The sequence below is a fragment of the Moraxella sp. K127 genome, assembly GCF_015223095.1.
Lineage (GTDB): Bacteria > Pseudomonadota > Gammaproteobacteria > Pseudomonadales > Moraxellaceae > Moraxella.
The window spans coordinates 1-24,746 of sequence record NZ_JADFBZ010000022.1 but is presented as its reverse complement, the minus strand read 5'-3'; the positions used below and the strand labels follow the sequence as shown (position 1 = coordinate 24,746).

The following is a 24,746-nucleotide window of genomic DNA, read 5'->3' as shown; positions in this document are numbered from 1 at the left end:
GCCGTTGGCTTGCCATTTAACTTAGCTAAATACAATCATCGCAAACCTTTAACAAAACACCGTTCTTAATTCTTAATAGGCGAATGTAATTCACCCCTACAATCCACCCAAAACATCGCCAATTAACACCAATTAGCCTTGATAATCGACTGTGGATAACTTTTTAATCATTAACCCTTTACAAATAATCCGATTAACTTATCCACAACCTAAATATGTTTCATGTGGAACACGGTTAGTCGTTTTTGGTTTCACGTGGAACACTTTAAAATCAAGGCTTATGGCGTGCTATCAAACCCCATTTTGAATTAAAATCGTCAATTTTTAAAAAGTTTTCCACAGTTTCACGTGGAACATTTTTTGCCAAATTTTTGCTCAACTATTTAAGTAATCAAGCTGTGGATAAGTTTTTTGGGCGAAAAATCATCTTAACATCATCGCCAAGTCGTTCTACATCCACAAGCGTAAAATCTAGCTTATCCTGCAATCGCTCAAACTGCCCCCCAAACATCGGACGAGCAGTCGCTCCCAAAAGGCAAGGGGCTTGATAAATAATAAGCTCATCCACCAAATTTTGACTTAAAAAACTCGTGGCAAGCGTTACCCCTGTCTCCACCAGTACATCGTGGCATTGATACTGTGCCACAAGCGTTTTTAAAAGCGTAGGTAAATCATCTTGCCAAATTAGCGTATTAGGGTTTTTAAACACCGTAAAATCATCATCAAGCGACAACTTACCCCGTCTATCCACCACCACGATTTTGGGCTGTGGTATGGCGGTTGTGCCGATATTATCAAGCTCCACATCGGGCAAACGCACATTTAGGGCAGGGTTGTCAGCGATAATCGTATTTGAGCCTGTAATAATCGCCCCACTTTTGGCACGCAAGTTTTGCACGTCTTTGCGAGATAATTCGCCCGTTATCCATTTAGACTGCCCATTTTGCATGGCAATGCGACCGTCCAAACTGATACCCATTTTTAGGCGGACAAAGGGCAAACCTGTCGCCATTGCCTTTAAAAAGCCTGCATTTAGCTCATACGCCTGTTTTTGGCACACCCCAAGCGATACCGATATGCCAGCATCTAGGAGCTTTTGTAAGCCACGCCCTGCCACCTGTGGATTGGGGTCGGCACACGCCACCACCACCCGAGCCACCCCTGAGCGAATCAGAGCGTCCGCACAAGGTGGTGTTTTGCCTGTATGACTGCACGGTTCTAGGGTAACATAGGCGGTTGCCCCCTTTGTGTCTTGACCGCTATTTTTGACATCAGTTAAGGCGAATACTTCGGCATGGGGATAGCCTGCTTTGGGGTGAAAACCCTTGCCTATTATTAAGTTATTCTTAACAATGACACAGCCCACCGCAGGATTGGGGCGAGTGGTAAATTCGCCTTTTTTGGCTTCATTTAATGCCATAAGCATGAATGTTTCATCATCAGGCAGGGCAGGGCTTAGGCGAGACTTGACACTATCAGACAACATATTGTCAGACCAAATATCAGCAAAACTATCACTCATGACCTTGTCCTTGTAGGTTATCATGACACACTTTGGGAGCGAAGTTTTCAAGCTCGGCTTTAAAGGCTTCTATGTCCTGAAAATCCCGATATACGCTGGCAAAACGCACATACGCCACATCGTCAATCGCCTTTAACTCCGCCATGACAATCTCGCCAAGCACCTTGCTGGATACTTCACGTTCGCCTGTTTGGCGTAGGCGTTGCTCTATTCGGTGTACGATTGTATCTATCTCGTCAATGCTCACAGGGCGTTTTTGCAGGGGCAATGCCATAGAACGGCGAAGTTTATTATAATCATAAGGCTCACGCAAGCCATTGCTTTTGATGATACGGGGCATGACCACTTCCATAACTTCAAAGGTGGTAAACCGCTCGCCACACTCGGTACATTGGCGACGACGGCGAACCTGCGACCCTTCAGCAGCAAGGCGTGAGTCAATCACTTTGGTGTCTATGGCACTACAAAACGGACAATGCACATCGCTCTCCTATTTTCCGATACAAAAACTTGAAAAAATCCGCCCAAGCAGTTCATCTGCCGTCATCTGCCCCGTAATCTCGCCCAATGCCGTTTGCGACAGCCTCAAACTCTCCGCCACCAGCTCCCCTGCCTGATAGACGACAAGCTGAGTGTGAGCGTCTGTGACGTGTGATTTGGCACGTTTTAGGGCATCAATGTGGCGAGTACGAGCGATGAGACTGTTCTCTGGCGGATGAAAGCCCACTTTGTCTTTTAATAAACCCACCAAGTCATCAAGCCCTTGCCCTGTGGTGCAAGAAACTCGGATTTGGCTGATTGTTTCACGTGGAACATTAGAATCATCTTGGTTGTTTAAGTTGTTTAAACTATTTTGTATGGTTTCACGTGGAACATTTTCGCCATTTTGGTTATCATTGTGGTTATTATTAGGGTTAAAATCAGCCATTGTTTCACGTGAAACATTGCCCAATAAATCGGCTTTATTGGCAATCATGACGAGCTTACGCTCAAAATTCTCCATGCCAATCTCATCAATGATATCGGCAAACAGCTCTTTGGCAAGGATAAATGGCTCGCTCTCACTACTCACATCATAGACAAACAGCAAAATATCGGCTTGTTTGACGGCAGATTTGGCACGGTCAATGCCGATTTTCTCCACCTTATCGGACGTATCTCGAAGCCCTGCGGTGTCGGTCAAATGCACGGTCAAGCCGTCCAGCACGAGCGTCTCGGACAGCGTATCTCGTGTCGTCCCTGCAATGTCGGTAACAATGGCACGCTCCACCCCTGCTAGGCGGTTTAGCAGACTTGATTTGCCAGCGTTAGGCTTACCTGCCAGCACCACCTGCACCCCGTCTCGCAAGAGCTGACCTTGTTTGGCGGTTACCAAAATGTCATCAATGGCACGCAAAATCTCATCAATTTTTGACTCAATCACCCCGTCCGACAAAAATTCCACGTCATCTTCATCAGGAAAATCAATGCTCGCTTCCACATACAGGCGGATATTGGCGATTTTCTCAGATAACTCATTGATTTTTTTGGAAAATTCCCCTGACAGCGAACGCATGGCACTGCTTGCCTGAGCGACACTCGTAGCAGAAATTGCATCCGCTATCGCTTCGGCTTGCACAAGGTCAATTTTGTCATTTTCAAAGGCACGCATTGAAAATTCCCCTGCGGTTGCCTGCTTTGCCCCAAGCTCAAAACAGCGAGCAAGGAGCAAGTTTTGCAAGACCATACCGCCATGCCCTTGGAGTTCCACCACGTCTTCGCCTGTGAACGAATGTGGGGCGTTAAAGTAGATGATGACCCCTTCATCGATAACCGCCCCCGTATTGTCCTTAAATTTGGCAAAATGGGCGTGGCGTGGGGTGAGAGTCGATTTGCCCGATATGGCACAGCCAATAGCGTGGGCGGTGCGACCTGATAAGCGAATCACGCCCACACCGCCTTGACCGATAGGGCTTGCTATGGCGACAATGGTGGGTTGTTGAGATAGAGTTGGCATAGTGGTAGTTGATAAAATTTTTGTCATTTTACCATTATTTAGCCAACTTTGCCCACAAAAAATCCGCCCAGATAGGCGGATTGGCTTGGGACTAATCATCATCAGTCGGACAACACTTTGACAGGTTTGTTGTAGGCTTTTTCAACTCGTTTATTGACAAACTGCTGATGAGCCATGCTAAATAGGTTGTTTACCGTCCAGTATAGCACCAAACCTGCGGGGAAAAACAGCATAAACACCCCGAAAATGAGTGGCATGATTTTCATCATCTTAGCCTGCATGGGGTCGGTGGGCTGTGGGTTTAGAAGTTGTTGAAAATACATGGTCGCCATCATGATAATCGGCAAAATAAACCACGGATCCATGGCGGACAAGTCTTTAATCCACAAAATCCAAGGGGCGTGGCGTAGCTCCACACTCTCCACCAAACACCAGTATAATCCCAAGAAAATCGGCATTTGTAGCAAAATCGGCAAACAGCCCGCCATCGGATTGACTTTTTCATCACGATACAACTGCATCATCGCCTGACTCATCGCCATGCGGTCATCACCGTGTTTTTCTTTTAGGGCTTCTAATTTGGGGGCAATGGCACGCATTTTTGCCATCGACACATAGCTTTTGTTGGATAGCCAAAACAGAGCAATTTTGACAATCAAAGTCAAGCCGACAATCGCCCAGCCCCAGTTGCCCAAGATTTTGTGCAAGGCTTCAAGGATTAGGAACATTGGCTTTGAGATTGGCCAAAATATGCCATAATCTACCGCTTTTTCAAGCCCTGTTGCCACCCCTGCCATCTCATCTTGCACCTTAGGGCCAGCATAGAGTGTGGCATCTATGGTCATTTGTTTGCCGGCAGGGACAACAACGGCAGGGCTATTAAAGCCGATAAAATGCTCGCCACCGCTTTCACGGGCATAAAATTGCCCATCAAAATTACCTGGTGTCCATGCCGAGACAAAGTAGTGCTGAACCACGCCCACCCAGCCATCACTGCTGACGGCGTTAAGCTCGCCACTGTTGAAGTCTTTGAATTTTAACTTATTATAAGGCTCACTTGGCACGCCCCACGCACCGCCCAGATAGGTTGCCATGCCCATCATGCCCTTATCATCAAGACCAGGGTCGGCAGAGCCATCACGTTTTAGCTGGGCGTACATATTGCCCTGCCACACCTTGTCGGACGCGTTATTGATGTTATACGCCACGTTAATGGGGTACTCGCCGGCGTTAAAGGTGTAGGTTTTGGTAATGGTTACGCCGTCTTTTTCATGAATGAGTGGCACGGTTAGCACCGCCGTGCCTGCCATGTCATAGCTGGTTCTGGGGCTTTGATAAATGGCACGCCCTGCATTGGTGTCAATGCCGTCTTGCCCTGCCAGTCCCGACTGAGCGACATAGGTGCGACCCTGCTCACTCTCTAACAGCACAAAACGCTCGCTACTGCCAAGCGTGGCATCATATTGCTTCAACCCTGCATAAACGATGTCCCCACCCACAGGGTTAATCTTGATGTCATAGCGGTCGGTTGAGACGCTAATCAAGCCACTGCTGACATTTGGTGTCATCACAGGCGTGGCTCCGCCCACCACTGGCACATCGCCACCGCCGGCACTTGGCACATCACTTGCCCCTTGCACTGCCACAGGCTGTGTCGCTGTTACAGGCTTATTGGCATAATCATCTCGCCACGCCAACACGAGCAGATAAGACGTGATGAGCATGGCAATAATAATTAGGGTCCGTAAAATCTTTTGCATAAGTTTTAGCCTTTGCAATGTTTAAAATAGAAAACAAAATAGGCTATTTTACAATAAAATAACAAAAATTACCCCATTTTTTTGTAAATAAACCCAAGGATTATCACCAATTTTGGAATATCAATTTACTTAAAACACTGTAAAATCATTGGTAAACAATTATTTTACCAAATGGTTTTGACGAGCTTGATAAGAATGGCGGTCTTTTAAGGGGTAGCGGTGCAGAATCATCGCTGGCACAAAGGCGTAGCGGTATAACGGCACCGGCACAAAATCAATGCCCGAACCACCAAAAGGCTGACAAGACAACACTCTTTTAATAACAAGTATCAGAGCCTTTGGCGTGGTGTGGGTTGTTAAGGCGGTATGGGCATACGCCGAGCAAGTGGGGTAATAGCGACAGCGAGCAGGGACAAGCGGGCTGATTGCTTTTTGATAAAATCTGACAAGCCGTAGTAAAAGTTTGGTTAGCATGACTGATTAATTTTAGATAAATCGCTAGGAAACAGCATGGCTAATTTTTCAAAAATATGAATCAGCTCATCATGCAGGTCAGTCTCTTTTGTGTAGTTTTTCTTAACAATCAGCACCACGTCCACCGCCCCAAGCGTGGGGGCAGTATGGCGAAAGTATTCACGGGTAAGTCGTTTTAGGCGGTTACGCATGACCGCCAGTTTGACCTTTTTTTTGGTAATGGCAAGCCCTAAGCGGGCGTGCGTTTGCTCTGGCATGCCTGTTTGGACAAATAGGAGCAGATGCTCTGAGTGAATTTTTTTGATAGGATTATCAAACACCCGTTTAAAGTCATTGGGGCTAAGCAGACGCTGGGCTTTGGTAAAACAAAATGGCGGGGCAGGAGTAGCAGATTGTGGATTTGTCATGATAAAGCTATATTAAATCAGGCTATCATACAAGGCTTGGCGTGTTTCGTCAATGGCTTATCCGACTTACAATCATAAGCCAAAACATAAGCCAAAATTTGAGCAAATAAAAAGCACCCCAAAAGAGTGCTTAGTTTTATAATCTATCAGATTATACGGTCAAACGATGACGACCTTTGGCACGACGGCGAGCTAGGACTTGACGACCGTTTTTGGTTGCCATACGAGCACGGAAACCGTGGGTGCGTTTGCGTTTTAGGTTAGATGGTTGGAATGTACGTTTCATGATAATTACCTTAAGGTTGTATCACAGGCTCTGCAGAAGCCATTTCTTGTGATGGATTATGTTTAACCAAACAGTTAAGCCATCAGACTTATATTTAGCTATCGGCCAATGTGGTCATGATGGATGTTTGGCGAAAAACCTACGGATTTTACTAAAAAAACATTCCCAAGTCAAGGTTTTTTACAATATTGTTTTTTCTATGGTGTTTGTGTTTGTCGTTGTTATGTCGCATGGATTAAGTGTTATCATTGAAAATGAGTTGGTTTTTAATATATTTTTAAAAAGTTATCCACAGATTTACCGCTGACTTATTTTTTATTTAAATATAAAAATAATAATAATAAAGGATTGGTATTTCTGTGGATAAGTAATAAAAATTTATTAAAATCATGTATTTATATTGTTGATAAACCTGTATATAACCTGTGGGTAAAATGTGAATAAGTTCTTTGTTTTAGTTATCCACAAACTTATCCACAAACTTATCCACAGAAAAATTATCGTTGAAAAATGTCAAATTTGTGGTATTATAGGCAAAAATTTAAGGGTGGGCAAGTTGGTATTTGATTAAAAATTAGTCAAATACCAAGAATTGCAGGATTTTTGCCCGATTTGTGTTTTAGTTATTTTTATTTTTTATTAAAAACTTATGGTTGTGATTATTTTTAATTATAACTTTTGGTTTTTAATGATGTTTTAAGTGGGTGCAAGCACAACATGCAAACATGAAAAGGTGGGCAGGTTCGATGTTGGTTGGTCGCCTAAGTTTGTTTTAAGTTAAATTTATTATTTATCCAAGTTTGTTATTTGAGTTAATTTATCATGCAAAACATATCGCTGTTTGATGAAACCATGCCGGAACACCTACCGTCTGATAAGACGGATGTGGGCATGGATACAAATGTCAGTTATGATGCTAATTATAAGGGTGATGCCCCTGTCGTCGGCGATAAAGACTCGGCAGGTGTTGGAGTGGGCGATGATGGTGTGATTGGCGATGTTCAAAAACATGATGCCGATGCTGAGCTGTTTTGGCAGTCGTGCCTGTCTGAACTAAAACATGAGTTAAAAGAGAGCGAGCTGAACCAATGGCTACGCTCTTTGAAGCCTGTATTTGCGGATGAGACGCTGGTATTGTTCGCCATTAATGATGTGTTTATCCGCCGCATTGAGACGCATTATTATGACAAAATCTGTGCGGTGGTGACACGTCTGGCAGATGGTGGTGGTTGGGATGTATCAAGTGTTGCCCTGCGGGTCATGCCCCTTGTACCAAAAAGCGACAAGACAGACAAAGCCCCAAAAAAACAAAAGCCCAAATCACCCAAAAAACCGACGAGCATTGAAGAGAGTCAGCCCCTAGAAGAGCGGTTTACCTTTGAAAATTTTGTCAAGGGCAAATCCAATGCACTGGCATATAACGCCTGCCAAGAGCTGACCAAAAACCTGACCGATAAAACCGCCAAGCATGACACGCATTTGTATTTTATCTACGGCTCATCAGGGCTGGGCAAGACCCATCTCATGCATGCGGTGGCTCACCGCTATGAACGTGCTGGGCTTTTGGTGTGTTATTTTAGCAAAGACCAGTTTTTTAAGGTGACCATTAATGCCCTGCGTGGGGGCGAGGGTGGGGCGGATTCTTTGCTTCGGCGGATTTGTCAGGCGGATTTGCTCATTGTTGATGACGTGCACATGATTAACAACAAAAACGGCCCGAAAGTCTCGCAGTTTTTGATGACGCTATTTGGCGAATTTACCAAAGGCAACAAACGGCTGATTTTGGCGTCTGACAGACCACCGTCACAAATGCAGGATTTTGACACACGCTTTTTGTCTCGCTTTGAGGGTGGGTTGTCGCTTGCCATCGAACCGCCTGACATTGAAATGCGTATGCAAATTTTGCAAAAAAAGGCGACGTTGCTTGGCATGGAACTACCCAAAGACTGTGCGATTTTTATGGCACAAAACATGCCCCCAGATGTTCGCCGATTAGAAGGGGCGTTAAACCAAGTGCGTGCCAATGCCCTGTTGGTGGGCGGTGAGGTAACACTCTCGCTGGTGCGTCATGCCATCAAAGACCGTATTGAGGCACGAGCAAGGGCGGTCAATGCAGAGAATATCCGTGACCTAGTGGCGGAGTATTATGGTGTGTCGGTCAAAGATTTGATTGGTAAAAAGCGGGCTCGCAACATCGCTCGTCCCCGTCAGATGGCGATGGCATTGGTGCGTGAGCTGACCCAAGATAGCTTTCCTGAGATAGGACAAGTGTTTGGCGGACGAGACCATACCACGGTCATGCATGCTTGTGAGAAAATTAGTGAACTGCGAGCCGAAGATTCATCGGTAGAAAAAGACTATCAGGCTTTGCTTGCCACGCTTGAATTTGCTTGATGGTAACAGCCATCATGAAATGCGGTGTGAAGTTTGTTATAATAGGCCATGTTAAATTTTTGTAAACATTAAGGATTTTTATGAAGTTAGTCATTGATAAAGCCCTACTCATCAAAGCCATGACGCTCATCATTGAGGCGGTGGATAATCATCACCAAATGGCGATTTTGGGCAACCTAAAACTGGTGCTAGAACCACAAAGCCTGACGATGACCGCGTCCGATTTGGAGGTGGAACTAACCAATGTCATCAGTCTGCCCGAGGGGGCGTGCGTGACAGCAGGGGCGGTAACCATTCCTGCGGATAAGTTTTTTGGCATTTGCAAGGCTCTGCCTGATAATATGGTCAGCATTGAAGTGGCAGGCAGTCGCTGTCACATCACCAGTGGCAAGGGTAAATACATGCTTAGCACGCTACCTGCTCAGGATTATCCAAGCATTGGCGAGCCACGTTCAGAAAAGCTGGTCAAAATCGGGCGTGATACCCTATTTAATCTCATCAAGCACACCCGCTTTGCCATGGCGACCCAAGACGTACGCCACTACTTGACGGGACTGCTCTTTGAGATTGAGGGCGACAAACTGACCGCGGTGGCAACCGATGGACATCGTTTGGCAGTGGCGTATCAAACCTTGGCGGACAGTCATGATGAAACCAAAGTTATTATCCCCGGTAAGGCGGTCAGTGGTCTAGAAAAGCTCTTGACCGACCTACTAAAAACCGCCGAAGAAAATGGCGACATGGTAACTTTGGGATTAGATAGCGACTTTTTGACCGTCAGTTTAAACTTTGGTGGGCAGATGATGATATCTTTGACCGCCCGTTTAATTGAGGGTAAATTCCCCGACTACCGCCGTGTCATGCCAACCAATAACGATAAAATCGCCATTTTTAATAAAGACAGCATGGTTGAGGTCTTGCGTCGGGTGGCGGTGGTGAACACCAAAGACTCCCCTGGCGTGCTACTGCACTTTGCCAAAAGCGAGACGGTGGATGTCATCTCCACCAACCGTGAGCAAGACGAAGCCAGAGAAGAGGTGGCGGTCAATTACACAGGTGAGCCGATTGAGATTTCATTTAATGAGTCCTATTTGCGTGCTGTGCTAAATGTGTTAGAGGGCGACATCCGCCTAGAAATGGTACACCCGACCAGTCCGACACGCATTTATCAAGTGGGTGATGACCACAATTATCAATATGTCGTCATGCCCATGCGTGTGTGATGGGCAGGGCATGATCACACAGCTTCAAATCACCCATGTACGCAACCTAGCTCAGATAAGTCTGACACTCGCTGACTGTAATGTGTTCGTGGGGCGTAATGGCAGTGGCAAAACATCGCTTTTAGAGGCGGTGTTTTTGTTGTCTCGGGGTAAAACTTTTCGTCATCACGAGCCCAAACGCTACATCAGTCATCATCAAAAATCCTGCACGGTGTGGGCGATGACAGAGTCTGACATGCTAGCAGTGCAAAAAAATCTGGATGAGCGACAGCTGGCAACGACGGTGTTAAAACTCAATGGGCAAACCGTAGCCACTCAAAGTCCACTGACTTATGCCTTACCAGTGTTACCCATTGACCCTAGCGGCATGGCGGTGCTAGAAGAGGGCAGTCATGCCAGACGGCAGATGTTGGATTGGCTGACGTTTCACGTGAAACAGGAGTTTTATGGAGAATGGCTTGCCTATCAGCGACTGCTCAAACAGCGAAATCTATTACTAAAATCGCCCCGTGTGCGTGAGCGAGGCGGTGAAGTGCGGGCATGGGACAGTCAGCTGGCGTATCATGCAGACAAGCTACACCAATGTCGGCAGGCGGTCTTTGAGCGGTGGCAGGTGTGCTTTGATGAGATGATGGGGCGACTGCTACCACATTATCAGGGCGATATTTATCTGTCCTATCAGGCAGGTTTTGATGATAAGGCAGGACTGCTCTGTGTACTGGCGTCTCGCTTGGACTCTGACATGGAGCTGGGCTATACTCGTGTGGGGGCTCACCGTGCCGATGTGATGGTGATGTTAAAGCAGTCTGGCGATGGCGGACAAGTCAAAAGTCAGGCGGTGGATGTGCTCTCTCGGGGCGAGAAAAAACTGCTCATCATCGCCCTAAGACTCTCGCAACTACAAGTGATGTGTGCGTATCAGCAGATACAGCCTGTGGTGCTTGTTGATGACATTGATGCGGAGCTTGATGTGGGAGCGATGGATATGCTACTTGATACACTACTGTCACTGCCTTGTCAGCTTATGATAACCAGTTTGCAAGACGAGACGGCAAGGATAGTCGCCCAAAAAATATCAGCCCTGCATGAGCCAAAGAATTTTAAAAAGTTTCACGTGAAACAGGGTGGTATCACACCAGATGAGTGTTTCACGTGAAACAAAAGGGTGTGATAACATAAGCGATAAAAAGAGCTTGATATTCAAGCTCTTTTGTTTTATTTGGGCTTTCCTGTTTATTACGCCTTAATCTCTTGGACGGCTCGCCATGCTTGGTCTATTGCCCCATCGGCATAAGGCATCCAGTCGGCGTCAGAGTTTGCCATGTGGATATTGTCATGAGCTTGTTTGACACTGTCCAGTGTTTTGCCAGCAACATCATCGTCATCAAACAGTGTATTCTGTTCATAACTATACCCGTGACCCCAACGGTTGATGGTGATGGCAAGAATTTTATCATCAAGAGACTCCCCTGCCACGTCGTACATCTCACGCAGTTGGTCAAGGGCTTGTTTTTCTAAGTCATGATAACTGGCTCGGTACAGCTCGGAGCGTCCGATTTTACAGGCTTCACGCACATCTTTACCTGTGCCATAAGGCACAGCGATACGCACCATGTGAATGACCATAGGCTCGCTCGGGTCTTTGGGGCAGTGATAACCGCCCATGCTTACAGGATAGTCGGTCATGATAAAGCAGTAAGGGGCTTTGGGGGCGTAAAACTGCCATGCACCGAGCTTTTTAAAGGCTTGCCAGTCTTTGACCAAGATTTTGGTATAAATCATGGGTACACGGATGTTTTGTAGATGGTCATCCTTTTGGGTTTGGGGCAGGTCGCTATCGATGAGTGGTATCATGCCATGCTGACATGCTAGAATACAGTGATGAGCGTTCACACGGTAGAGCTTACCGTCCTTTTTGTAGCCTATCATCACGCCCTTTTTGCCGTCGATTTCGATGTTTTTGACTTGGACGGCGGTGGTATTTAGGCGGATATTGACAGACTGCTCGGGCATGTCAAGTTTGGTGTAGTCAAATTTATCTAGTACGATGGCTTCCATCTCGCTTTTGCCGTTGGCGTGGTCGGGGTTGGCGACAACTGCGGGTATCATCTTTTTGACCAGTAGGCGAGCGATGGAGGCGTTGCCGTCAGGAAAGTGAAAAATATAAGGCTCGCTCTCGCCATCGTCATCAGCTTCTAGCCCCGATAATTCAAGTCCTGCACGGCCTTCATAAAAGGCGTCATAAGCTGACAAACCATCAATGTTAAATCCCCAGTATTCCAAACAAATCTCTTCCATGTACGCCATCGCTCCTTGGGGGAGTTTGACGTGGTCTTTTAAAAATTTGTCATAACTGATGGATTGCAGGTAGTCTTCTCGCTCGCTCGGTGCCATGTCGCCCAAATAGTCTTTGGGGGTGGTGTATAGCTCTATCAGGGCGTTTTTGTCTGTATCCGCTAAGGGGGCTTTGGCAAACAACTCTGCAGCGTTGTCAGCATTCGGCTCATCGGGCAGTACCACGCTTTGTCCAAAGGTGGCTTTGTTAAAAAACACGCCCTGCTTGTTCATGCCTAGATTTTTAAAATAATCTTGGTCATAATAGGTGTAGAATTTTTGAACATCAATGCCAAGCTCATTAAGCAGTCCCATGGCTTCATCGCTATAATCGCTTGGGGTATCGATGGATTCACTACCGCCATAGCTGATGCGAAAAATGTCTTTGCCGTCAACACTCTCACTAAACTCATTGCGTTTGGCATGACCGCCAAAGTCATCGTGGTTGTCTAGCACCAAAATTTTGGCACTAGGGAACTTTTTTTGGTAAAAATAGGCACTGGCAAGCCCGCTAATGCCTGCCCCGACCACGACCAAATCCACCGTCTCTGATACACTCTCGCCTGAGACATCAAACTGTACTTTTTTCCATGCCATCTCATGAGCGACATCATAACTGCCTGCATGGTCGCCACGCAAGCCTGTCAGTTCGGGCGGATAGTTGGAGCTGGTCTTGGCGGTGGGTGGTGGGGTGTTGCCACTGGCTTTGGGTGTATCTGTCTGTGGCGTGGGAGTATCATCACTGCAAGCGGTTAGTGTGCCTGTGGCAAGGGAAGTGATGAGTAGGGCTGAGCCGTTTAAAAAATCACGGCGAGTGATGTGTCGTGTCATGAGTATATCAAATGTCTAAAAGGCAAATTTTAACGTAAAATTTGTAAAAATCAATGAAAAAATAGACTTCTTTCCAAACCCCGATTTTTGTGGATTTTTAAAAACTTCAACCCCAATACTTATAAAGGTTTATTTTTAGTTTGGAAAGAGATTTAATGATGAGTGAAAAATGGTAAGTTTCAAAAACGATAAAGCCCCAACTTGCGTTAGGGCTTACCGTATGGGTTTTGTAGTCCGTCCATCATCCATGGTTCATGTATCAGCGGTCATCCGTGGTGGTATAACCATGTGCCGTCTTCCTTGCTGATGGGTGTATTATGTCAAAAGTTGGCCTGTAAGAAAATACGCAAAAATCGCAAAGTTTTGTAAGCATATGCTTACAAACGCAAATCACGCCCCAAATCCCTTTATTAACGCCCGCACGCCCAATATCAGCAAAATGACAAGCACGATTTTTTTAAACATTGCTTGGGATATTTTATCCCGAAAATAAAACCCCAAATATACACTCTACAAAATGAAAAAGTACTACGGTTCCCGTTCGTGGTGAGCCTGTCGAACCATAACGGAAACCGACCCTTCGACAAGTTTAGGGCGAACGGTTTCCGTAGTAAAATTCAATTTTATTAGCTGTAAAAACATCACACTCGCCACACCAATCATCAGCCAGTCATTTTTGGGCAAGGCAGTCAGAGCTTGTCACAAGACGATAAGCTGGGCGATTTTGCCAACGACATAGCATAGGTTACTTGCCTTGATAAGCTCGGTTTTTGGGTCATCGGTGTATTCGGTGGCGGAGAGCAAATACATCACGAGCAGGGGCGACATGGCGTTGGTGGCTCCGCCCAACACCCCTGCAATCGTACCGCTTATCACAAGGCTTGGAGTGGTGTTGGGCAGTTTAAAATTTTTGCCCACGCTCATCGCCACAAACTGCATGGCGACATAGCCAACAATGAGTAGCCCTAACGCAATCAGTAGATGATGAGATGCGATGATAAAAACAAGTTTTGTGCCAATAAAACTGCCAACAAAACTTGTCAGCACAAGGAGCCAGTACTTTTTAAGATAATAAACAATCCGTCCACCGTCCAAAAACACGACCAAATTGATAAGCAAACAAGGAATGACCGTCAGCACCAAAACGTGCGACATCGGATAGCTACTTGCCAAAGCGGTGGTAGCGATGAGTGTTACGCCAATGCCTGTCAGCCCATGAAAGATACTGGCGATGATAAAGGTTAAGATGATAAGGGTAAAGGCGGTCATGGCACTTCTGACAAAATGGGTAAAATAGGTAAAAGTAAAATAGGTAAAACGGGTAAATGCAGGTGTAGATTTGTGCCTATCAAACACCCCTAAAACTTGTTATAATAGCACATTTATCATTCTCATATAAGTAGGATATTATGGATACCCAAGCCACAAGCCCTAATCCCATCAACCACACCGCCATCTACCAAAAACTTGCCACAGACCATGCCGTGCGTGCCGAGCAGGTTCAAGCCTTTGCTGATTTGCTGGACGAAGGGGCGAGCGTGCCATTCATCGCCCGTTATCGTAAGGACAAAACAGGCGGACTTGATGATGGCATGCTTCGTACCCTAGAAAAAGCCCTAACGCACGAACGGGATTTGGCGGTTCGCCGTAACAAGGTGCTTGAGCTTTTGACCGCCCAAAACGCCCTAACGGACGAACTTACCCTGCGTGTCAAAAACGCCATGAGCAAGTTGGAGCTTGAAGCGATTTATGAGCCCTACCGCCCAAAACGCCGTACCTTGTCGGCTAAGGCGACTTTGGCAGGGCTTCGCCCGATTGCCGAGCGGATTTTGGCAGGGGAAAGCTTGGATACGGCACTATCGGACTACACGCCTGTTAGCACGGTAACGGATGAGCAAGGCGAGAGCTTTGATGTGGATTATAGCACTCGTGATTTACAACTAGCAGGCGTGCAAGCGATTATCCTTGATGAATGGGCGTTGAATTTAGATTTGTTTGACAAGGTGCGGACAGGCTTTAATGCCACAGCAAGCATTCACGCTAAGCTTGTGGGCGAAGAAAAACGAGAGACAGGCGAGAAATTCAAAGACTATTTTGACCATACCGAAACCTTTGCCAAGCTCTCCAATCATCGCCTACTTGCCATGCTTCGTGGCAGACAGGCAAATGTGCTTGTCCTATCCGTGCTTGGCGAAGATGAGCCGTTTGTCGCTCAAATTAAAACCACTTTTGGGGCAAGCGATACGGACGAGCGTGGGCAGTTTTTGAGCGAGACGGCAGACAGATTATGGAGTGCCAAATGGCGACCACAGATTGAGCATCGCCTATTGACCGAGAGACGACTGGACGCTGAAACGCACGCCATTGGCGTATTTGCCCAAAATCTAAAACACCTACTCATGACCGCCCCTGCTGGACGCAAGGTTATCCTAGGCGTGGACCCTGGTATCCGTCATGGCGTAAAAATGGCGGTGATTGACAGCACAGGCGATGTCGTGGCGACTGACACCGTGTACCCCTTTACCGACCCCACGACCGACAAGGCAAAGGCGGTGATTGCCAAGCTTATCGCTGATTATGGTGTGGAGCTTGTCGCCATTGGCAACGGCACAGCAAGCCGTGAATCGGATGAGCTTGTCAAGGCGGTCATTAGCGAGAACAGCCTATCCGCCAAAGCGGTGGTGGTATCGGAAGCGGGAGCGAGCGTGTATTCGGCAAGTGAGATTGCCAGTAGCGAGCTACCTGAGCTTGATGTGTCGGTGCGTGGGGCGGTGTCTATCGCCAGACGATTGCAAGACCCCTTGTCCGAGCTTGTCAAGGTTGAACCAAAAGCAATCGGTGTGGGACAATATCAGCATGATGTCAATCAAGCCGAGCTAGAATCAAGCCTTGACAAAGTTACCGAAGACTGCGTGAATGCGGTGGGTGTGGACGTGAACACGGCAAGCCCTGCCATTTTGGCTCACATTGCAGGACTCAACAAAAATGTCGCCCAACAAATCGTGAACTACCGCCGTACCAATGGAGCATTTAAAAACCGTGAAGAGCTAAAAGCCGTGCCACGTTTGGGCGTAAAGACCTTTGAGCAGTCGGCAGGATTTTTGCGTATCAAAGACGGCACCGAGCCACTGGACGCAACAGGCGTACACCCCGAAAGCTATGGGCTGGTGTATGAGATTTTGCGTAAGGCGGACAAGTCGTTGTCGGACGTACTGGGCAATGAAACCCTTGCCAAATCGCTAAACGACAGCACGGACAATTTTAGTCAGCTTGCCACGGTGCTTGCCGAGCTTGCCAAACCTGCTCACGACCCCCGTGGCGAATTTAAAACCGCCAAATTCCGTGATGATGTGAGTGAAATCAAACACTTACAAATCGGCATGGAGCTAGAAGGCGTGGTAACGAACGTAACTGCGTTTGGTTGTTTTGTGGACATTGGCGTACACCAAGACGGATTGGTGCATATCTCTGAGCTGTCCGACAGTTTTGTGGCTGACCCTGCGGACGTGGTCAAGCCCCAAGACATTGTCAAAGTGCGTGTGCTATCGGTGGACGAGCCAAGAAAGCGGATTGGGCTTTCTATGAAATCGCCTGACAAAAAAGAAGTGCCAAAGTCTGACAAATCGGATAAAGCATTTAAAGACAAAACAAACGCCAAGCCAAGCAATAAGCCCAATAATAAGCCAAAACGTGAATTTAACAAAGCCAAAAACGAACCTGCCAAAGTGGGGAGTTTTGGGGCGTTGTTGAAACAGGCGGGGCTTAAATAGTTTGGGTTATTGAGAATGAAGGTGGGGTTGCCTGCCTTTGTTTTGTCGTGTATAAATCTACACCTAACAAACTCGATATTTACCACGGGTTTGTAGGGGTGTGCTGAGCACACCTTTTGATGATATTATTGTGCAAGGCGTGCTCAGCACGCCCCTACGTCCACACATCATGGTATTTGTAGTAATTTTAAAGTTTTTTAGGTGTAACAGTAAAAACAAAGCCACAAATGGGGGTCATTTGTGGCTTTTGTCATGGGGTTTTGCTACCTGCGGTGTTCCATTGGGTTGTCCATAATATCAGCGTTCATCCATGTTGGCTTATCCATTTGCCATCTCCTTGCTGATGTGTGTATTATGCCAAAATAGCACCCATAAGAAAATACGCAAAAATCGCAAAGTTTTGTCAGCATTTGCTTACAAATGCTTATTCGGCGTTTTTATCCAAAAGTGTCAATAGCTCTTTGTCATTGACCAACACGTCAGCAAGGGTATAGCCATCTAGCACCGCCACAAAGGCAAGCATGGCTTTATAAAACACCCCCTTTAAACGGCAGGCAGGCGAGATGACACAGCTGTTGGTGTCATCGCCGATATTGACCAAGCTGATTTTACCGTCTGTGTTTTTAGAGTTATCATCTAAGCATTCTAATATGCCAAAATCGCTCTCGGTGTGGCGAATGAGTCGCCCGATGTTAATCTCGCTTGGGTCTTTGGCTAGGCGAATGCCCCCGCCTTTGCCACGCACGCTCTCGATGTAGCCCAATTTACCCAGTTGATGAATGATTTTGGTGAGATGACTTTTTGAGATGTCATAGGCTTGGGCGATGTCGTCAATGTTGGCAAGCTCGCCATCTTTGGGTGTTACCGCCAGATAAATCAAAGAACGTAGAGCATAATCGCTATAATTGGTCAGTTTCATGTTGTTATTCTTCAAGTTAAAAGAATATTATAACAAATTTATGGGGGTTTTACTGTTTTTTGCTTGTTGCTGTTTGTGTGGGTTATGACGGAAATAATCAATGAAAAATCAATCAAAAGTGACAATAGGCATTTATTTTAAGCGTTTGCCGTCTTTGTCAAATATTCCGTATTTTTTACGCTGTGTAATTCGGTGTTGTCTTTCACTTTTGGCTTCTTCCAAAAATTCTGGGCGAATGCCAAACGGAGCTGAGCTTTTGCGTTTTATTCTTAGTTTATTAGGTTTGTCTTGTTGGTTGTTTTTGGAGTTTTTAAGAACAGTATAAAGACAGATAAGCGAAATGATAAAAGCCCCAATGCCAAAGATGAGTGCCATGCCTTGCGTATCAAAAACTGCGGTATTTTGTTCCGAAGGTGTGAGTTGGTGTGTTTTGATTGTGCTAGTGGTGACTGTATTATCAGGCTGTTCTGATAAGATGCGTTGATTGCTAAGTTCTTGAAATTCTTGCCAGTTTTGATTATTGGTGTTGTCGCTCATGATTTACGTTATGATAATTGCCATAAGGTTAGTATAGCAAGGTTTTTATCATTTGGGTAGCGTATTTGGAAGTAATGCAGAGCAATCGCACCACAACCATCGACAAACCCACAATAAATCATTAAAATGTGAGCAAAAAGGACATTCTTTATGCTCACAAACCCCATTGACTATTTATCACAGGTTCATGACCCAAGGCGTCAAAACAAAAACCTGCTACACCCACTTAAAAACATTCTAACCATTGCTTTAACCGCAGTTATCTGTGGTTATCATGACTGGGTAGACATAGAAGACTTTGGCAATGTCTTTAAACGCCTTAACAAAGATGAACTTAGTCGATACTTTAGTGAGTGGATGAATCAAACCCAAGCCAATCATCCACACATCGCCATTGATGGTAAATTCATCCAAGGTGGCTACAAAAATGACAACGCATTACAGCTTGTTACCGCCTTTGCCAGTCAAACCAAACTCATTCTTGCTCAAGTTGACATTGCTGATAAAAACAACGAAATTAGCACATTACCCCAACTGTTAAAACTCATTGACATCCTGCAAAACCACCCAATCCACCCAAACACCAATTTCACTCTAAGTTCAAACCTTGTTAATGACTTTCGGTAAGTGGTAGAAAACATCTTAAAGGCCTTAAACTTGGCAAAGATGTGTTCTACTCTCACCCGTGTTTTAGACAATAATGCGTTATAATCTTTGGCTTCTTGCACAAGTGGATATTTCTTAGTTTGTTTTAGTGGCGTAAAGGCTTGCTTGTATAAATGCTGTATGCCTTGATAGCCACTGTCTGCTAGGATAAACTTAGCATTTGTTAAATTTGGGTTTGTTCGCTTAAAGAGCTTAAAGTCATGCATTTGAATGATGCTGGTATCTACTTGTAAGATGACCTTGTGGTGATTGATGATACATTGCACCTTTGCGGTATGACACTTTTTCTTGCCAGAATAACTTAATTCTTGCTTTTTTTGGGACGATTAACACGCACTTCGCTCACATCTACAATGACAATGTCATCTTTGGTGGGTGTTTGTGTGGCAATGACAAAGCCTTGCTTGCTTAGTATGTCTTCAATCCAATGGCTTTTACGGATAAGTGTGCTTTCATGGATGCCAAAGTCAGCGGCTATCTGCTCATAGGTGCGATATTCTTTAAAATACTGCAAGGTTGTCATTAACAAATTGGGCATGCTGATTTTAAGTTTTCTACCGCCTCTTTGATGTACAGTCGCTTGTGCTTGCTCTAAACAAGCAAGCATTTCATTAAAACCCTGCGTTCAATGCCAACTAAGCGTTTGAATTTGGTGTCGGATAGGTGTGTGGATGCTTCATAGTTCATTGGGGTATTTTAGCATAGGAAGGGTTTTGCAGGAAGTCTAATAAAGAATTTTTAAAAATTTATATCATTTATACCAAAGAAATGATACTAAAAAATAATCACAAGTATAGTGATTTATTGGTTTTTTTGTATTATACTAGCGGACTTTTAATCAATTGTAAAACTAATTATGTCAAATCGTCCATCCATAGATTGCTTATCTACCAAAACTTTTTATCCGTTGCCTGCGATATTGTCGCCTATTAAAAGCGTGCTGTCGCCCATGAAAACTTTGGCGTGGCTCACAGCGTGGCTTATGTATGCTTCTACTGCCTATGCGTCAAGCGTGCGTAACGATGTGGATTACCAGTACTTTCGTGATTTTGCCGAAAACAAAGGACAATTTGTTATCGGTGAGACTAATGTAGATATTTATAATAAGCAAGGCGAAAAAGTTGGCAAGATGCTTGAAGATATCCCAATGCCTGATTTGGCGGTTGTGGGTGCTAATGGCGTGGCGACTTTGGTTGATGAGCAGTATTTGTTAAGCGTGGCACATAATGGCGGTTATGCTTCAATGCGTTTTGGGGCAAGTGGTACTGATAATCACACCGATAACCCCTATTATGATTATAAGTTGGTGGATAATAATAACTATCCAAAGCCTAGCGATGATATCAAAAATGACAAACAAAAACTTGCTGAATTTCAAAAACAGTATCCAGGTAATTGGGATTATCATTTACCACGCCTGAATAAAATGGTTACCGAAGTTGCACCAATACCTACGCTAGAAGGTGTGAGTACTAGCGAGTTGGTCAAAAATCCTGACCGCTATACTTTTGCTAGGGCAGGGTCAGGTACACAGCGTGCTGAGAGTGTTAAAGGCAGTGATGTACAGTCTATTTCAAGTGCATATGCGTATTTGACAGGGGGTGTGCCAGTTGAAATCACAGGCGACCGCAAAGATTGGCTTGATGCAGGCGGACATCTGTTTGGTAATCGTCATGGTGCTTTGGTAACGCTTGGACTACCGGGGGATAGCGGTTCAGGTATTTTGGTTTATGATAAAGAGCAAAAAGTTTGGAAAATAGCTGGGACTTTAAATTTTTTAGCCGATCGTGGCAAAGGCATCTATTCTAACACTTGGTCAATAGCTCGTTCTGACTATAACAAACAAATGATGAATGATGATATTGGTGTAACACTTGATGTAAACAACCAAGCCATTGTTATTAGTCCAAAACAAGCAGGTAAAGCACAGCTTAGCTATCAAGAAAATGGCAAAACAGTAAATCAAGAGCTTGATGTATTCAACAGTGAATCGCCAGCACGCATAAAACAAATTGACGCTCAATTAAATCATGGTAAGACCTTAGTTATTAACGGTAATAACAATACTTTGCGTTTGACGGATAATTTAAATCAAGGTGCAGGAGCGTTGCGTTTTGCTCAAAATGCGACCGTTACCGCTGATAATCCTGACCATACTTGGGTGGGAGCAGGTGTGGTTGTTGCCAAAGATAAAAGCGTAGATTGGCAGATTAAAAATCCCAAAAATGACCGTTTATCCAAATTGGGTAAAGGCACGCTTGTTGTTGGTGGTACAGGCATAAACCAAGGCGATATTAGTGTTGGCGATGGTACGGTTGTGTTAAACCAAAAAGCCGACAACAAAAACCAAAAACAAGCCTTTAATAGTGTTGGTATTGTTTCAGGGCGTGGCACAGTTGTCGTGGGCGATAATGCTCAAATGGACTGGGATAAGTTGTATTTTGGTTTTAGGGGCGGTAGATTAGATGTCAATGGGCAAGATATTGCCTTTAACCGTATTGCCAATATGGATGAAGGTGCTCAAATTGTCAATCATCATGACAACAAAGCGACCGTATCTATTGCAGGCAATCGGGCGATGACCCCAGATGAGATTAAATGGGGTAAATGGAGTCAAGCAGGTGGCGACATTTATGAGTATGTCAATAACTGGCGTGATAATCGCAAAGATTATTTTTTGTTAAAGGGTCGAGCAGGGGTATTTTATCCAGTAGATCAAAATTCAAATGATCACTGGGAATTTATTGGTTCAGGCGAAGAAGGCAAACAAAAAGCGATAGCACGAGTGCTTGCCAAGAAAAACGCTCAAAACCAACATACCGCTTTTAATGGCTTTTTGGGTGAAAATGACCAAACGCACGGCAAAAATAGCAAGTTAGATGTGGCATTTAATCCGCATATTGATAATGTGTATTTGTTGTTGTCAGGTGGTAGCGATTTAGATGGTACGCTATCAGCACACAAAAACGGCACGCTTGTTTTGTCAGGTCGCCCCACACCGCACGCTTATGACCATCAAAATCGCCAAGAAGTCATCAAAGACAACGATTGGCAAAACCGCCAATTTAACGCAAAAACCTTTAAGGCACAAGACAACAGTAAACTTATCGTCAGTCGCAATGTGTCTGGCGTAACAGGTGATTTTGAACTGTCTAACCAAGCGACCGCAAAATTAGGATTTAGCCAAAATGACAGCGAGTGCGTGCGTTCTGACCGCACAGGATTGACCACTTGTGCTATCAAAAATCTTGATAATTCAATATTTGATACATTGCCTACCACTTCAATTACAGGCAATGTCGCCATGACCGACAACGCCCATTTACAGCTTGGCAGTAAAGCTCATTTGACGGGCAGTGTTAAGGCTAGTGACCAAAGCCATATGACCATGGATACGGGTAGTTTTTGGACTTTGATAGAAGACAGCCAAATACCCAGTTTGAATCTGGATAATGCCAACATCGTGCTAAATGACGGCTATGATGCAGGCAAAAATGACAATTATCATGAATTGACTGTCAGTAATTTATTAGGGCGTGGAACTTTTTATTATTTGACTGATATTGCAGGCAAAAAAGCAGACCATGTTAGTGCTGATAATGCCACAGGCGATTTTTTGTTAAATGTTAAAGATACAGGTGCAGAACCAACACACGCCGACCGCTTGTCGCTTTTGACAGTAAAAAAAGCAGATAATTTGCAAGTTCGCTTAGCCAATGACGGACAAGTGGTGGACAAAGGAGCATATCAGTATAGATTGATTGATGATGACGGCGATTATCGTTTATACAATCCCAAAATGGAAGAAAAAATTAAAGCCGAAGCTGAAAAAGCAGAACAAGCAAGAATTGAAGCCGAACGCCAAAAAGCAGAAGCCGAAAAACAAAAACAAGCTGAAATTGCTAAGCAAAAAGCCGAAGCTGAAAAAGCAGAACAAGCAAGAATTGAAGCCGAACGCCAAAAATATAGACAAGCGGATATTATCAGCCGTCATAGCAATGCTGGCTTGATTGAAAATACTTTACACCAAACGCTATTATCGCAAAATGCTGATGCCTTGACTCGTCATTTGACTGATACATCCATCCGCCGTGTATGGGCGACCAGTGAGCATGAGCTTGGTAAGCACCACAGTGATTTACATCGTGGTTATGATGCCAAAAGCACGCTTGTGCAAGTGGGTATAGATACACCGATTAGTCCAAATGCGATTTTTGGTGTGGCGTTGTCGCACGCCAATGCACAAGCTGATTTTGAGCGTGGCACAAACAAAGCTGATCTAAACGCCTTGTCCGCCTATGCCAAATATCATTTACCACAAGGCTTTGTGGCGGTGGATACGGCGATTGCTCATAGCAATAGCGAACTTGATTTTAATGGGCAAAGCCAAACACTAAAACGCACCAGCACCCAACTTGGGGCGACTGTGGGGGCGGATTTGGTGTTAAGTGATGTTTTTGTTAAGCCTTATATTGGGGCAAGAGTGTATCATACGCCAAGTCTTAGCTATACGCTTGACAATGCCAAAATCTATCATCCCACGACTAATCGCTACGACCGTTTTGTTGGCGTACGCCTTGGTAAAGCCATGCAAGTAGGGGCGGTTACCATTGAGTCGAGCTTAAACAGCAGTTTACGCCAAGGCGGTGGCAACAAACCTATGTCTGTCAATGGATACGCTTTTGATCAAGATACGCCTGTTGTGTGGACAAATGAGTTTGGGCTGACAGCACGCACAGGGCAAGTTATGGCACAGTTGTCGCTTATGCGTACTGACGGCAAAGATGCTGACCATACCAAAGCAGGGGTCAAATTGTCCTATACTTGGTAATTTGGTTTTTTGTGATATTGTGATAGTTAATCAAAATCCCCTTGTTTGGCAAGGGGATTTTAACTTGTGTGGCTATTTATTTTTGGCATTGTAAACTCAAAACGCAAACTTCAAACACCCATTCCACTTAGCAAAGAGTAGGTTAAGAGAACATTCTATCATATGTTGACATTTAGAATAGCATTTAGTTCTTCTTTTGAACCTTGCTAGGTAATGTCGAATCAAGCTGTTATAACCTTCTATGGTAAAAGTCTCTTTTTTGCTTTGTAAATGTTGATGACTTGGGATAATTTCTTGATAGGATTTCCGTCAGAACAAAACAGTTTGATGTTGTATGGGTTTAGTTGGGTTGTACAGTTTCATAAAAGTGTTGGTGTCTTGCTTACCGCAAACAAAGCCTAAGATGCGTTTTGTGTGTCGGCTGATGGCAATCCAAGCCCAACAGTAGTTTTTTTGTGTTTGGTATAACTGTGAATTTCATCAAGTTCTACAAGGTCAATTTCTTGCTTATCATCAAATCTGATTTGATGTTCTTCTCCAAGCTGTTTGACCCATTTATAGACTGTTTGATGAGAAATATTCAGCAATCTACCAATGGTACGAAACCCTAAGCCTTCTAAGTACATCTTGATTGCCATTTGTTTGGTCTCATTACTTTTATGGCGAATAGGCTTTTTGACAGAGAAGTAATGACTACAACCTTTGCACTTATAGCGTTGTCTGCCATTTAGAGCAATCGCACCACAACCATCGACAAACCCACAATAAATCATTAAAATGTGAGCAAAAAGGACAT

18 protein-coding genes and 2 pseudogenes are annotated in these 24,746 nt (G+C 44.8%); 7 read left to right on the top strand and 13 right to left on the bottom strand.

Features of this window, described 5'->3' with window-relative positions:
- Positions 1-391 precede the first annotated feature (391 nt).
- The 7 genes from ribD to rpmH form a co-directional block, all read right to left on the bottom strand.
- A complete protein-coding gene (gene ribD / locus IM753_RS06355; RefSeq protein WP_194108940.1) occupies positions 392-1,486 on the bottom strand; it encodes a bifunctional diaminohydroxyphosphoribosylaminopyrimidine deaminase/5-amino-6-(5-phosphoribosylamino)uracil reductase RibD in 1,095 nt (364 codons plus the stop codon).
- Positions 1,487-1,514: 28 nt separating this feature from the next.
- Positions 1,515-2,003 (bottom strand): transcriptional regulator NrdR, encoded by a 489-nt coding sequence (gene nrdR, locus IM753_RS06350; RefSeq protein ID WP_065255924.1) that lies wholly within the window; start codon positions 2,001-2,003, stop codon positions 1,515-1,517.
- Between the two features lie 9 nt (positions 2,004-2,012).
- Positions 2,013-3,518 (bottom strand): tRNA uridine-5-carboxymethylaminomethyl(34) synthesis GTPase MnmE, encoded by a 1,506-nt coding sequence (mnmE, locus tag IM753_RS06345; protein WP_065255941.1) that lies wholly within the window; start codon positions 3,516-3,518, stop codon positions 2,013-2,015.
- A 101-nt stretch (positions 3,519-3,619) separates the two neighbouring features.
- A complete protein-coding gene (yidC, locus tag IM753_RS06340) occupies positions 3,620-5,278 on the bottom strand; it encodes a membrane protein insertase YidC (protein ID WP_065255923.1) in 1,659 nt (552 codons plus the stop codon).
- A 159-nt stretch (positions 5,279-5,437) separates the two neighbouring features.
- Complete coding sequence (yidD, locus tag IM753_RS06335) at positions 5,438-5,752, bottom strand: membrane protein insertion efficiency factor YidD (protein WP_065255922.1); 315 nt, start codon at positions 5,750-5,752, stop codon at positions 5,438-5,440.
- Complete coding sequence (gene rnpA, locus IM753_RS06330) at positions 5,746-6,159, bottom strand: ribonuclease P protein component (RefSeq protein ID WP_194108931.1); 414 nt, start codon at positions 6,157-6,159, stop codon at positions 5,746-5,748. Before rnpA ends, yidD begins: the two co-directional genes overlap by 7 nt.
- A gap of 151 nt (positions 6,160-6,310) precedes the next feature.
- Entirely contained in the window at positions 6,311-6,445 is a 135-nt protein-coding gene (rpmH, locus tag IM753_RS06325; RefSeq protein WP_062500206.1) for a 50S ribosomal protein L34, read from the bottom strand.
- A 58-nt stretch (positions 6,446-6,503) separates the two neighbouring features.
- Between rpmH and IM753_RS06320 the strand changes: the two genes are divergently transcribed.
- The 4 genes from IM753_RS06320 to IM753_RS06305 all read left to right on the top strand — a co-directional run bounded on the left by IM753_RS06320 (position 6,504) and on the right by IM753_RS06305 (position 11,218).
- The gene (locus tag IM753_RS06320) at positions 6,504-6,752 is read left to right on the top strand and encodes a hypothetical protein (RefSeq protein WP_194108930.1); all 249 of its coding nucleotides are present in this window, start codon (positions 6,504-6,506) and stop codon (positions 6,750-6,752) included.
- 515 nt (positions 6,753-7,267) lie between these two features.
- The gene (gene dnaA / locus IM753_RS06315) at positions 7,268-8,839 is read left to right on the top strand and encodes a chromosomal replication initiator protein DnaA (protein WP_227713088.1); all 1,572 of its coding nucleotides are present in this window, start codon (positions 7,268-7,270) and stop codon (positions 8,837-8,839) included.
- Between the two features lie 80 nt (positions 8,840-8,919).
- Positions 8,920-10,062: a DNA polymerase III subunit beta gene (dnaN, locus tag IM753_RS06310; RefSeq protein WP_065256106.1), complete on the top strand. Its 1,143-nt coding sequence runs from the start codon at positions 8,920-8,922 to the stop codon at positions 10,060-10,062.
- Between the two features lie 10 nt (positions 10,063-10,072).
- Positions 10,073-11,218 carry a DNA replication/repair protein RecF gene (locus IM753_RS06305; protein WP_065256105.1) on the top strand — a complete coding sequence of 382 codons (1,146 nt, stop codon included), beginning with the start codon at positions 10,073-10,075 and terminating at the stop codon, positions 11,216-11,218.
- Positions 11,219-11,298: 80 nt separating this feature from the next.
- On the opposite strand, the gene IM753_RS06300 is transcribed toward IM753_RS06305, so the two are convergent.
- Both IM753_RS06300 and IM753_RS06295 read right to left on the bottom strand, forming a co-directional pair.
- Positions 11,299-13,227 carry an NAD(P)-binding protein gene (locus IM753_RS06300; RefSeq protein ID WP_194108929.1) on the bottom strand — a complete coding sequence of 643 codons (1,929 nt, stop codon included), beginning with the start codon at positions 13,225-13,227 and terminating at the stop codon, positions 11,299-11,301.
- A 699-nt stretch (positions 13,228-13,926) separates the two neighbouring features.
- Positions 13,927-14,496, bottom strand: coding sequence for a sulfite exporter TauE/SafE family protein (locus tag IM753_RS06295; RefSeq protein ID WP_156065117.1), 570 nt, complete (start codon positions 14,494-14,496; stop codon positions 13,927-13,929).
- Between the two features lie 137 nt (positions 14,497-14,633).
- Here IM753_RS06295 and IM753_RS06290 point away from each other — a divergent pair, with 137 nt between their 5' ends.
- The gene (locus tag IM753_RS06290) at positions 14,634-16,997 is read left to right on the top strand and encodes a Tex-like N-terminal domain-containing protein (RefSeq protein WP_370582593.1); all 2,364 of its coding nucleotides are present in this window, start codon (positions 14,634-14,636) and stop codon (positions 16,995-16,997) included.
- Between the two features lie 424 nt (positions 16,998-17,421).
- Here the strand turns inward: IM753_RS06290 and IM753_RS06285 are convergent, their stop codons facing one another.
- Together IM753_RS06285 and IM753_RS06280 are read right to left on the bottom strand one after the other, a co-directional pair.
- Positions 17,422-17,916 carry an Rrf2 family transcriptional regulator gene (locus IM753_RS06285; protein WP_062500800.1) on the bottom strand — a complete coding sequence of 165 codons (495 nt, stop codon included), beginning with the start codon at positions 17,914-17,916 and terminating at the stop codon, positions 17,422-17,424.
- Between the two features lie 132 nt (positions 17,917-18,048).
- A complete protein-coding gene (locus IM753_RS06280; protein WP_065256100.1) occupies positions 18,049-18,453 on the bottom strand; it encodes a hypothetical protein in 405 nt (134 codons plus the stop codon).
- Between the two features lie 150 nt (positions 18,454-18,603).
- Here IM753_RS06280 and IM753_RS06275 point away from each other — a divergent pair, with 150 nt between their 5' ends.
- A complete protein-coding gene (locus IM753_RS06275; protein WP_065256099.1) occupies positions 18,604-19,080 on the top strand; it encodes an ISAs1 family transposase in 477 nt (158 codons plus the stop codon).
- Here IM753_RS06275 and IM753_RS06270 read toward each other — a convergent pair.
- A pseudogene (locus IM753_RS06270) lies at positions 19,023-19,806 on the bottom strand (transposase family protein); the annotation flags it as partial. The gene IM753_RS06275 and the pseudogene IM753_RS06270 sit on opposite strands and share 58 nt — an antisense overlap.
- 169 nt (positions 19,807-19,975) lie before the next feature.
- Here IM753_RS06270 and IM753_RS06265 point away from each other — a divergent pair.
- A complete protein-coding gene (locus tag IM753_RS06265; RefSeq protein WP_194108928.1) occupies positions 19,976-23,950 on the top strand; it encodes a S6 family peptidase in 3,975 nt (1,324 codons plus the stop codon).
- Positions 23,951-24,046: 96 nt separating this feature from the next.
- Here IM753_RS06265 and IM753_RS06260 read toward each other — a convergent pair.
- Positions 24,047-24,723: pseudogene (locus IM753_RS06260) on the bottom strand (IS1 family transposase).
- Positions 24,724-24,746: the final 23 nt, after the last annotated feature.